General features: G+C 56.8%; 7 protein-coding genes. 2 read left to right on the top strand and 5 right to left on the bottom strand.

The genetic code is table 11. The features are described from left to right. Positions 1–199: 199 nt before the first annotated feature. Entirely contained in the window at positions 200–1,783 is a 1,584-nt protein-coding gene (locus EJ079_RS12795; protein WP_164873784.1) for an MASE4 domain-containing protein, read from the bottom strand. A gap of 585 nt (positions 1,784–2,368) precedes the next feature. Here EJ079_RS12795 and EJ079_RS12800 point away from each other — a divergent pair. After that, complete coding sequence (locus EJ079_RS12800) at positions 2,369–7,927, top strand: AAA family ATPase (protein ID WP_348629735.1); 5,559 nt, start codon at positions 2,369–2,371, stop codon at positions 7,925–7,927. A gap of 14 nt (positions 7,928–7,941) precedes the next feature. On the opposite strand, the gene EJ079_RS12805 is transcribed toward EJ079_RS12800, so the two are convergent. Together EJ079_RS12805 and EJ079_RS12810 are read right to left on the bottom strand one after the other, a co-directional pair. After that, on the bottom strand, positions 7,942–8,949 hold the full coding sequence (locus tag EJ079_RS12805; protein WP_127809147.1) for a substrate-binding domain-containing protein: 1,008 nt from the start codon (positions 8,947–8,949) through the stop codon (positions 7,942–7,944). Positions 8,950–9,415: 466 nt separating this feature from the next. Further along, the gene (locus tag EJ079_RS12810; protein ID WP_210214663.1) at positions 9,416–9,793 is read right to left on the bottom strand and encodes a response regulator; all 378 of its coding nucleotides are present in this window, start codon (positions 9,791–9,793) and stop codon (positions 9,416–9,418) included. A 421-nt stretch (positions 9,794–10,214) separates the two neighbouring features. Between EJ079_RS12810 and EJ079_RS12815 the strand changes: the two genes are divergently transcribed. Then, a complete protein-coding gene (locus EJ079_RS12815) occupies positions 10,215–10,856 on the top strand; it encodes a response regulator transcription factor (RefSeq protein WP_127809149.1) in 642 nt (213 codons plus the stop codon). Between the two features lie 67 nt (positions 10,857–10,923). Here EJ079_RS12815 and EJ079_RS12820 read toward each other — a convergent pair whose 3' ends face one another. Both EJ079_RS12820 and EJ079_RS12825 read right to left on the bottom strand, forming a co-directional pair. Continuing rightward, positions 10,924–11,394 carry a cupin domain-containing protein gene (locus EJ079_RS12820; RefSeq protein ID WP_127809150.1) on the bottom strand — a complete coding sequence of 157 codons (471 nt, stop codon included), beginning with the start codon at positions 11,392–11,394 and terminating at the stop codon, positions 10,924–10,926. Positions 11,395–11,695: 301 nt separating this feature from the next. Beyond that, the gene (locus EJ079_RS12825) at positions 11,696–12,472 is read right to left on the bottom strand and encodes an alpha/beta hydrolase (RefSeq protein ID WP_127809151.1); all 777 of its coding nucleotides are present in this window, start codon (positions 12,470–12,472) and stop codon (positions 11,696–11,698) included. Positions 12,473–12,516 lie beyond the last annotated feature (44 nt).

Genomic DNA, 12,516 nt, shown 5'->3' on the forward strand with positions numbered 1-12,516 from the left:
GGAAGGAAACCCTGCAACAACGAAGTCAACGTGGTGTGTAAGACCCGTAGGTCCGGGCGGCTGGAGGTCAAATCCTCTAGGCGAGCAGGAATCCGAGTGGTTGACGAAAAAATGGTCAACGGCGCTGTCGAACACGACGACCCTCACCTATTGGCGGAGTGCAATCAGGGTCATCCCGCCGCTTCTTAGCTCGCCGACGCTAGTCAGACTGGGGCGCGATCGGGAGAGAAAAGTAGAAATCTGCGCCACGCGACCGTTTGGTGGCCGCCCAGAGGTGGCCTCCATGTTCTTCAACGATCGAGCGGCTTATCGACAGGCCTATGCCAATACTGTTCGGCTTTGTACTGAAGAAGGCTTTGAAGATCTGATCCGGCGGGACCTGCGGCAGGCCAACGCCAGTGTCGCTCACGGACACGGTGACCTGGCTATCTCCTTCCCATTGCGATCTTATGAGGAGGTCGCGCGCGCCGTCCTTTTCCCTCATCGCGTCAAATGCATTGATCATAAGATGCATCAGCACCTGCTGCAGTTGCGCGCGATCCCCTGTCACCGGACACGACTTTTCCATCGGCTCTGTACGGATCGAGACCCCATACCTTGCAGCCTCGCTACCCAAGAGCACCGCCATCTCGCGGATCACCTCATCGACGTCTACAGCTTCGCGCAATGGTGCCTTCTGGTCGAAAAGCTGCCTTATGCGGCCCACCGTTTTCGAGGCACGACTACCATCTTCCACGATCCGGTCCGCGATCGCGCGGGCCCTCTCCACATTCGGAACCTTGTCCGAAAGCCAGCGTAGGCAGGTCTCGGCATTGATCATGATCGCGCCGATCGGGTGATTGACCTCGTCCGCGAGTGAACTGGTTAGCTCTCCCATCGAACTCATCCTGCTGACGCGCCCCAATTCTGCTTGAGCGCGGCGCAGATCCTCTTCGGTTCGCTGGCGATTGGCGATTTCCCCCTGCAGTGCTTCGTTCGTTTGCAGCAACTCCGTAGCGCGTTCCCTCAAACGGCTCACAGCTACCGCAAGGCGCCGATAAAGGCGCCAGTTCTCAAGCACCAGCACTGCAAGAACGAGGCTTGCCGCCAACGCGCCATAAATCCGGCCGGCGTAGAAACCGAAATCATACCGCCCTCCGTTCAGGTACGAGCTAAGTGTGATGTCGCAGAACCAATAAACCATCACGGCCATTAGCCACAGGTTTAGAAGTGTGCGCGGCGAACGCAAGGACAACAGGATAAACGCGGCAACGACAAGCAGAATGTCGGCTAAATTGACTACCCTCTGCCATGGCGTAAATGCACCGGCATCGAGAAGCGGTGGCAAAAAGCCTGTGCTACCGGTACCCCACGTGGCCCCAAACCAGAACGCCAAGACCGCGACGATCGACCCAATCACGGCCGCAGTTATCGCGAAAAGCGGTGCCGTCGAGATCTTACGGCTGTTCGGGTGAAACAGAGCATAAATCAGCACAACGAGCGGAAAGCCACCATGCCAGAAGATACACAACCACAACGCGGTCTGCGGCCCAGCCCCTAGCAAGCCTGAAGGAGCAAATGCCCCGGGGAAGGTCAAGAGTTGGACGATGCTGATCAGTGAGGCGAAGAGGTAACCGCTGGCCAGCAGCAACAATGCTCGTGTGCGCAGAAGATGGAAGTGCCCGAAAAGGATAATGGATGTCGTGAGGTCATTGCACGTCGATATCGCGTTGTACGCCACAACGAAAGCAGGCGACTCCGGCAACGAGACGCGGACGAAAGGTACGCACGCGAGAAACACCATGGCTGAGAGACCGATTATCGCGAAACAAAGATGTCGATCGCGAGGGCCAGCTCTGATTGTCGATAGATATGGGCCGCCAACATCCGGGAGCGTATGTGTAGAAGACGCGCTCACTCCAACTCTCAGGCGGAAATTTCGCCTCATCTCCCGCCTTTCCCGATAGTCCATTGCCCAGCGTCAAACAGAGCCCCACCACTCTGCAGCCGATACCCCCAGGATCGACCCTGCCCATTGCAAACTTCTCTTCGCGGCTGCATCTTTCGTTGTCCCTTCAAGCGCCACAATTCAACTGTCGGAAAGCACTCTTAACACCAACGTATGATGGTGAATTCGGCATGGTTGAATAGAGCTACAGGATAGTGCGTACGACCCGCCGTGCCTGGAAAGGCCATTGCCTGGCGAGACAGTGGCTCACAATTGTGTGCCCGGGAGGCCACACGCTTGAACGTGTCAGCAAATTACGGAATGGCTTTGCTTGTCGCATGTTCCGGCTGTTGGCACACTGCCAAATGAACTCGTGCGTCGGGGCGCACAGTGATGCTAGTTTTGGCGATCCGATGCCGCGCGCCAATGCGGGAGTTTTAGGTGGAACTGTCTTTTCGGGCGGGCATGAGCAGAGTCAGCGAGCTCCGGGTCCTGTGGGAGGACGGTGGCCTCGCTTTTTGCAGAGGATGGTTTGACAACGTCGAGGGAGAACAAACCAGCGTGCTGGTCGCACTTCCTGCTTCTGAGCACCCGACAAAATCCGTTCTCGACCGGCTTGCCCATGAATATTCCCTGAGGGACGTGCTTGATGGCGAGCGAACTGTGCGTCCGCTGGAACTGGTGCGCGATCAGGACCGAACAATGCTTGTTTTCAAGGACCCGGGCGGCGAATCATTCGGCCCAAGCCTCGGCACTCAGATGGAAATCGCAAGATTTCTCCGAGTCGCCATTGCGATCGTTGAGGCAATCGGAAGTGTGCACAAAGCCGGTCTTATTCATAAAGACATCAAGCCCACCAACTTCTTGTTCGACTCCGCCACCGGGGCAGTCCGATTAACGGGTTTCGGGATCGCATCCCGCCTGCCACGCGAGCGCCAAGCGGCTCCTCCGGAGGTTATTGCAGGCACGCTAGCTTACATGGCACCTGAGCAGACTGGCAGGATGAATCGCTCGATCGATTCGCGCAGCGATCTCTACTCGTGCGGCGTCTCCTTCTATCAGATGCTTACAGGAAAACTGCCGTTCTCGGCGACTGAGCCGGCTGAATGGATTCATTGTCACATTGCACGCCAGCCTGTAGCACCTAGCGCGGTTTTGAATACGATACCGCCGCAGCTCTCCGCAATAGTCATGAGGCTGCTCGCAAAAACCGCCGACGAGCGCTACCAGACAGCCCTCGGCCTTTTGGCAGACCTGCGGCGGTGCGAAGCGGAATGGACGTCTACGGGCACGATCACGCCTTTCGCTTTGGGCACACGAGATATCCCCGATCGACTGATCATTCCGGAACGGTTGTACGGTCGTGAGCCGGAAACTCGTCAATTGCTCGCCGCATTCGATCGGGTGGTTGCGATGGGCACCGCCGAACTTGTTCTACTGTCCGGCTATTCCGGAATTGGCAAGTCTTCGCTTGTGAACGAACTACAGAAAGCGATGGTTCTGCGGCACGGCATGTTCACGTCCGGCAAATTCGACCAGAACAAGCGCAACATCCCATATGCAACCCTTGCCCAGGCATTTCAGAGTCTCGTTCGACCGCTGCTCGGCAAACCCAAGGTCGAACTTGACCAATGGTGTGAAGCTCTGAGTGAAGCTCTTGGTCAGAATGCTCAACTGATCTTGCAGTTGGTTCCCGACCTCAAATTCGTCATTGGCGAGCAGCCACCCGTGCCTGACCTCCCGCCCCGCGAGGCAAGGACGCGATTTCAGGCTGTCATTCAACGATTCATCGCTGTGTTCGCCAGCGACAAACACCCGCTAACATTGTTTCTGGACGATCTGCAATGGATGGACGCAGCGTCGCTCGACCTTCTTGAACACCTTGCCGCGGACTCCGGAACGCGGCACCTCCTGTTGATAGGCGCATATCGTGACAACGAACTTGGTCCCTCCCATCCGCTTAAACGCATGCTCACCACTCTACGGAGCGCTGGCAAAGCCATCGAGGAGATCCAGCTTGCTCCGCTCGCTCGCAACGATGTCGGTCGTCTGATTGCGGATGCACTCGACTGCGACTTCGCCCGCGCCCAAACGCTGGCCCGCTTGGTTCACAAGAAGACAGGAGGTAATCCGTTTTTCGTGATTCAGTTTCTGTCCGCACTGGCCGACGACGGGTTGCTAGAGTTCGATCGCAACGCGGCGACTTGGCTTTGGAACCTCGACCAAGTTCATGCCCGCAAGTACTCTGACAACATAATAGACCTGATGGTCGAGAAGTTGAGCCGGCTGCCCGTTGATACTCAGACAGCGCTGCAACAACTTGCGTGTTTCGGCGATCGCGCTGAGACCGCAATGCTTTCAATCGCACTCGAAAAATCCGATGAGGATGTTCGCCACCATCTCTGGGACGCCATAAGGTTGGAATTGGTCGAGCACGTCAACGGCGCATACAAATTCGTCCATGACCGCATCCAGGAGGCCGCCTATTCGCTGGTATCGGTGAAGTCGCGCGCAGCTACTCACTTGCGGATTGGGAGATTACTCGTAGCCAATACGCCGGTGGAAACACGCGAACAGGCGATCTTTGATATCGTCAATCAGTTTAATCGCGGTGTCGATCTGGTGTCGTCGTCAGCGGAGCGCGAGCAATTGGCCGAATACAACCTGCTTGCTGGGCGCCGCGCCAAGGCCACGACGGCTTATGCTTCGGCGCTCGGGTATTTGACGGCAGGGGCCGCCTTGTTGCCCGCCGATTGCTGGGACCGGCTGCATGAACTCGCATTCGCTCTGGAAATTAACCGGGCGGAATGCGAGTTTCTGACCGGTCAGACGACGGCCTCCGACATGCGCTTGTCGACACTGGCGTCGAAGGCTGCGAACACGGTCGAAAGAGCAATTGTCGAGTGTTTGCGAATTGACCTCTACACGGTTCTCGACCAAACGGATCGCGTCGTGTCGGTATGTCTCGATTACCTGCTACATCTCGGGATCGAATGGTCGCCTCATCCGACCGATGAAGATGTACGACGTGAGTACGATCGAATATGGTCGCTGCTGGGGGATCGCAAGGTCGAGGATCTCATCGACTTGCCATTGATGAGCGATCCCGAGGCTCTATCCACACTCGACGTTCTGACAAAGAGCTTCCCAACAGTCACACTTATCGACGCGAACTTTCTCGCAATGGCCGTTTGTCGCGTCATCAATCTGAGCCTCGAGCGGGGACACAGCGACGCGTCATGCGTCGCTTATGTCCATTTCGGAACCGTCGGGGGACCACGCTTCGGTAACTATCAAGCGGCCTTCCAATTCGGGCAACTCGCCTACGACCTCGTTGAGCAGCGCGGCCTCACGCGGTTCCAAGCACGCACGTTTCACTGGCTGGCACAGTTCGTTTTACCGTGGGCTCGTCACCCGACAGCTTGTCGAAAGCTAACGCACCGGGCATTCGACGCAGCCATCGCTACCGGCGATCTGAGCGTCGCGGTATACAGTTTTGACATCCTGAATGCGAACCTTATAGCTGCGGGCGAACCGCTCGCGGATGCACAGGTGCAGGCCGAAGTCGGGCTTGAATTCTCCCGGAAGACGCATTTCGCACACCAAATCAGTGTGCAGGAAACGGAACTCGCCTTGGTAAAGACCCTGCGTGGCTTGACTAAAAAGTTCGGTTGTCTTGACGGCGAACACTACAGTGAAGCTTTCATGGAGCAGCAACACACACCCCATCCGGCAGTATACTGGATTCGAAAACTCCAAGCCCGCTTTTTTGCTGGAGACTATAGATCCGCCCTTGATGCCGCGATGAACGCACAGACAAAGCTGTGGACGGTGGCAGGGTTTTTCGAAGAGGCCGAGTATCACTTCTATGTTGCGCTGTCGCTTGCGGCAAGCGCGACCGCAGTTCCGGCCGGGGATGCCGTTTCGCCAACGTTGGGGCGGCCTGTGGCCTCCTCGGCGTACTCTCCACATCTACTTGAGACACTGGAGTTTCACCATCGGAAGCTCGAAGCGTGGGTGGCGAACTGCCGCGAGACCTTCGAAAATCGTGCCGCATTGATAAGCGCGGAGATTGCCCGGTTAAAAGGTTTAGACCTGGATGCTCAACGCCTATACGAGCAATCGATCCACTCGTCGCGCGCAAATGGCTTTCTTCATAACGAGGCGATCGCCTATGAACAGGCTGCGAAATTCTATGCCGACCGTGGCCTTGAGGAGATATCCGATCTCTACCTGAGGAATGCTCGCTATTGCTATCTGCGATGGGGAGCCGACGGCAAGGTTCGGCAACTCGAAGATAAGTTTCCAAAACTGGTCCAAGGAGAGTCACCTGTAAACTCTACGAGCACGATGAGAGCTGCCATCCAGCATCTTGATCTCGCTACGATCGTCAAGCTCTCCGAGGCCGTCTCAAGTGAGATCGTCCCCGAGAAGCTCATTGGCACGCTCATGCGCACTGCAATCGAGCACGCCGGCGCAGTGCGCGGTGTTCTGATTCTCCTGCGAGGAGAAGAGTCAAGAGTTGAGGCAGACGCAACGACCTCCGGCAATGAAATCGCGGTGCGAATGTCGGCGACGGACCTGGTCGGGATCGCGTTGCCTGACACAATAGTCCAATATGTCATACGCACTCGCAATAGCATCATTCTTGATGACGCATCTTCCGAGGACCAATTCTCCTTCGATCAATATGTTCTGCGCCATCGTTCGCGATCGATACTCTGTCTGCCTCTGATCAAGCAGGGCAAGCTAATCGGCGTTCTCTATTTGGAAAACAACCTGTCGCCGCGCGTTTTCACGCCGAGCCGCGTTGCCATCCTCGAATTGTTGGCCTCGCAGGCCGCGATATCTCTCGAGAATATGCAGCTGTACGTCGAAATCGAGGAACGCGAAGCCAAAATTCGACGCTTGGTCGACGCAAACATCGTGGGAATCTTCATCTGGAATTCAGAAGGCAGGATCATTGAAGCAAATGAGGCCTTCCTGCAGATGGTCGGTTATCGCAAGGCAGATCTTCGTCCGGACGGGCTATCTTGGGCGGACTTGACTTTGCGAGAATGGCACGAACACGACGAGCGCGCAGCAGAGGCCTTGCGTACGACCGGAATTGTGCACGCCTACGAGCGGGAATTCCGCACAAATAACGGCAGCCGAGTGCCGGTGCTAATAGGTGAGGCCGCCTTCGGTGGACAAAGAGACGAGGGCGTTGCCTTCGTCGTCGACCTGACCGAGCGCAAACGTGCTGAGGCAGAAGCGCGCGAAAGCGAGCGAAGACGCCGGGAGGCGCAGTACGAGCTAGAGCACGCAAATCGCGTAGCAGCTATAGGGCAATTGTCTGCCTCCATCGCGCACGAGGTCAACCAGCCAGTTGCAGCATCAATTACCAATGCAGAAACGGCTCTACGGTGGCTTGGTGCTGAAAATCCAAATCTTCAAAAAGCCCGCGAAGCACTAGGCCGCATCGCCGACGATGGCCGGCGCGCCGCAGACGTTATCGGCAGAATTCGGGCTCTCATCAAAAAAGAACCACCGAGCATGGTGGGCGTGGAGATCAACGAAACGATACGGGAGGTCATCGTTCTGACTCAGGGCGAAATGACTAAAAACGGAGTCACCTTGCTGACGCGGCTCGCAGATGGTCTGCCTCTTGTCCAAGGAGACAAGGTTCAGCTTCAGCAGGTAATTCTTAACCTGATAATCAATGCAGCTGAAGCGATGGCGAGTTCGGACGAGGAGCCGCGTGAACTGCATATCGCGACGAACAGCACGGATTCACAAAGTGTGCTCGTCCTCGTCGCCGATACAGGACCGGGTTTAGCATCAACCAATTACGAGAGGCTCTTCGACGCTTTCTATACCACAAAGCCGACCGGCTTGGGGATGGGCCTCCCAATTTGCCGCACAATTATCGAAGCACACGGGGGGCAGCTATGGGCGTCAGCAAACCTACCCAGAGGCGCAGTCTTTCAGTTCACGGTCCCACTCCTGCCTGCGGAGTAACTGCTGTTCGGCTGCTACTTTGAGATGCACGTATCCACATTGGCAGGCGTACACACGTCCAAGCTCGTATAGGTCGGATCGGCGGGGGGCGCTTTGCCGTCCTTGATCGTCTTGAGCGCGTACATTGTCTTGTAGCCCATCTCAAAAGGTCGCTGGCCGACCTGCGCTAAGGACAGGCCTTCTTTCATTTGCTCGATTTGGACCGGCAGAGTGTCGACAACCACCAGCGCGAACTCATTCCGAGCGATCCTATCTTTGTAGGGCGCAACTGCCGCACGATTAGCGTCCGGCAGCGATTCTGCAAACCCCGCCGTCGGTAAAAACGCGTCCAGGGCAGGATGCCTCGCCATCACGTCCTGGAATTGCTGGACCGACAATGGGAAGTCATCGTTTGTATAGAGTGGGCAGCCGTCGATCTCTTTCCAGCCGCCCTGGCCCGTTAATCTATCCCCCGGCGGTTGGGCGGAGACTTTGCCGGCCAGCGTGTCACGGATACCCTTCATGCGGTCGTTGTGATTGGCAGCCGCCGCGCCGCCCGATTGAATACACAGCGTTCCACCATCAGGTTTAACAGTCTTGACGATCCGAGCGACAGCGACGCCAATCTCGTAATTGTTCGTGCCGATGTAGGCTAGGCGCAGAGCCTTGTCTTCGGGAAGGACGTCAGAGTCCCAGGTAAGCACCGGAATGCCAGCATTTTTTGCGGCTTGTAGGGCGACAGCCATCGCAGCTGCATTGGCAGGCGCCACGGCAATGCCGTCCACTTTCCTAGCGATAAGGTCCTGCACAATCTGGACCTGTTCATCCCCACCGCCATGCTCGCTTGGTCCAACGTACATGCATTCAAAGGCGCCCTTGGAGTCCGCTTCCGCATTCTTGCAACCGTCCCTCGCCTGATCATAAAATGGGTTGTTCATGCTCTTGGGAACGAGCGCAAAGATTTGCTTCTGTTGAGCGAAAGCCTCTCCGGCCGCCAGCATCCAAAGGGCGGTCACTGCAATTGTTGACAGACCTGTTTTCATGGGATCACCTCATTTTCACCCGGCATTTGCCGCGTTCGAAGCCTGCGTTCTCACCAAATCACCTGCGAAGCGTTGCACGAGCAGAGGATAACTCGCGGCACTTCGAAAAAGCATGGCAACGATAATGAAAAGAACAGCCCGCTGCCCTGAGCTTGTGCAGTAGGCTGCTCATCGAGCGCCATTCCGCTCGTTGGGGGGGCATCTTTCTAACTGACACCACGCTCATCAATCTTTCCGCGCACTAAAGAACACATCGGCCCTACCGCGTTTCCCACAACGCCCGACCATCCGAAGCGATACGAAAGCCACTTTTATCGAGCAAGGCGGCCGCCACCTCCAGCGAATAATCCCACACCAGGCAGCGCGAGCGCAAGTCCGTGCCGCATCGTGAAAATCGAAAGGCATACAGCGCATTGGCGCATTTTGGCCCGGCCGATCCTCGGGCGCGATCGGACCTGGCGTAAAGCTAATTGGTCGATCCTCGCACAGCAGTTTCAATGCAGTTGACCAAGTCGCTAGTCCTGAACGGCTTTCTGAGCAAGCACACGGCCCCAACCGTGGACGCCCTCGCGGCCAGATATGCTTCCGAACGAGCTGTAATCAATATCACTGGCGTGACCAAGCCGAGCACGCCGAGGCGCTGTGCCAGATCAAACCCGCTCATACCCTGCATGTGGATATCGGTCACAATGCAGTCGAACACCTTTTCTCCAACTGAACTTAGGTAGTCTTCTGCCGAACTGTAGCCCCCACAGCGATAGCCGAGAGAAGCCAACGATTCCACGAGTGCAACTCGGAAAGACGGGTCGTCGTCGATAACTGCGATTTCAATGTCCTTGGGCACACTGCATCCTACCCGAATGAAGGCCGAAACGGGAACCCTGTTTTGCATCGGTCCGGCGCGCCTTGAAATCATACAACAGTGTTATAGAAGCGAACCACTGCACGTTGGGAACGCAGTACTAGCTTCGTCCGATCCAGCTTCCATATACGTTCCCGTCTCTAGCGAGGCCCGATCCAATAGCAAGCCGACGGAACACGGCGGCTATGTCTGTCGGCGGCTAACGTTACCAGAGGCAGCAGAGGGCACAGGGAGATGAAGGTTGCAGTCCATCAACGCCCGCTAAGCAGTCAAACGGCTTAGCCCGCTGAGCTATTGCAGAGACCGTGGCAGGCGGATCCTGTTGTCCGATACCTAAGTGCAATCAGCACCCGGTTGTGATCCGTGTTACATATTAGGCACCCTGAGGCGCATAAGCACATCAATGCGAGTCGAGACCCTGCAAAACCCGGTCGTGCACATCGTCGACGACGATATTTCTATGCGCGAAGCGTTGGTCGGTCTGTTCGAATCCGTGGGACTGCAGTCGGAAACGTATTCTACGGCGAACGACTTCCTCTCTGCGAAGCTGACTAGCCGGCCCGGCTGCATCGTACTCGACGTCAGGCTCCCGGATATGAATGGGATCGAATTTCAGAATCACCTCACCCAGATTGGGATAGGCATGCCGGTGGTAATGATGACTGGATTCGGCGACATCACGATGTCCGTAAAAGCGATGAAACTCGGTGCTGTTGACTTCCTTCCGAAGCCGTTCCGCGATCAGGACATGCTTGACGCCGTTATGGCCGCGATCGAACGCGACAAGCAAAAACGAGCCCTCGACGACAATGTGTCGCAAATCCGAAAGCGGTTTGAGACTCTCACCCGACGCGAACGGGAGGTCATGTCTCACGTGGTTGCCGGCAGGATGAACAAACAGGTGGCCGGCGATCTCGGTATCAGCGAAATCACCGTCAAAATCCATCGTGGTGCGGCAATGCACAAGATGGGCGCCCGTACTTACGCGGAGCTGGTTCGAATGGCTGACGCGCTCAATCTAGACCGCGACAAGATCGGCGGGTAGGCGCGTCGCGCGGATCCTCAGCGGAATGCTCTCAATTCGAGAAATGATCATGCCCGCTGACATCCTTTCACGCGCGGCTAGGGGGCGTTCGATGCCCAACACGGTCGATGGTGACGTTGACGTGCAGATGACGCGGGTCATCCTGCAGATCGTGATATTCGAGGCCAAGCGGGCCGATAGCTGTGACCTGCGTGACATATTCTCCTGACTTAGCCCAATGGAAATGCCAGGTGTCGCCCGGGAGAACAATTACGCTTCCTGGCGGATAAGCGTTTACCTTGTCCCCATTGAAGGTATAGCCGAGACCAATGTAAAATACACCGGACAACACGGTGTAGATACGGTCTTCCGGATGCTTGTGCGGCATTAGCTTTGTACCGCCGGACACTTTGACCCTGATGACGTAAGGGCCGGCTTGTGTAGGATGGCCGACAACAACGGCAAGACGAGCTCCGGTTGGAAACGCGGGGAACGGCTCCCACGCGATCTCTTCGGGCAGGATCACCCTGAATTCGGACTGGTCGGGTTGATGAGCCATAGGATTGAACCTTCTATCAAGGCAGTCATGCGAGCAATTTCGCGTCCAGCTTGATGTTGGCGTTGAGAGCCTTCGATTCCGGGCATTCTTCTCGGCTTCGCTGGCGAATCGAGGAACCGATTCGTCCCGGTTTGGTCCTTTGGCTTTCAAAGCCAGAGCCGAACTGCTTATCTTTAACCCCTTGCCTGCTAGTCGAGGGTGACTGCGGCTTCCGTGACAGGCTCGGCGAGCCCATCCACACCGTGATAGGGAACCGAGGCAACCGGCTGAACCAGGATCGGCTGGGACTCACGTCAACGTTTCATTTTGATATCCCACGAGCGGCATTCTCAATCAGCCGTGCTACGGGTTCGGGGTTCGATACCATCACAACGTGCGAAGCGTCCTTGATTGCGACCGTTTCGCGGGCGTGAGCCCGGTTCGCCATGTAAGCAGATGCTTTCGGCGGGATGTTCTTGTCCGCGCCGCCATAGATGAACCAGCTTGGGATGCTCTTCCAGGCAGCCTTGGCCTGCGCTTCGTTGAGGGCGGCTTCGGCGATCGGCCGCTGCGTTGCGGCCATCAGTTTGGCTTGCGTGACGGGGACGTCGGCGGCGAATTGATCGTGGAACTTGTCCTGCTGGATGTAGAGATCCTTTCCACCGCCTGACAAAGTGACAGGAGCCGCGAGTGTCGCGCCCAGCGTGCTGCCTGGAAACTTTCCTGCAAGTTGCGCAGCGGTTTCAGCCACCTCCGGCGCAAATGCGGCGACATAGACCAGCGCCTTCACATTGGCATGGCCATGGGCCGCATCGCTGATCACCGATCCGCCATAGGAATGGCCGACGAGGACCACTGGCGTTGCAATCGAGGAAAGCACGCCGGCGACATAGTCTCCGTCACTCCTGACGCCTCGCAGCGGATTGGCTGCCGCCACGACGGAAAAGCCATCCTTCTCAAGAATCTCGATGACACCGTTCCAACTCGAAGAGTCGGCGAAGGCGCCGTGAACCAGGACGATGGTGGGTTTGTCGGACTGCGCCAGGGCGCTGCCGAACGTGGCCGCAATGATTGCCAGGCTTGCGAGCAAGATTTTCATCTGAACATCCTTTCGTTGTCGGGTGGTGGTCTTCATGGCACCGA

Source organism: Mesorhizobium sp. M7A.F.Ce.TU.012.03.2.1 (assembly GCF_004006095.1).
GTDB lineage: Bacteria > Pseudomonadota > Alphaproteobacteria > Rhizobiales > Rhizobiaceae > Mesorhizobium.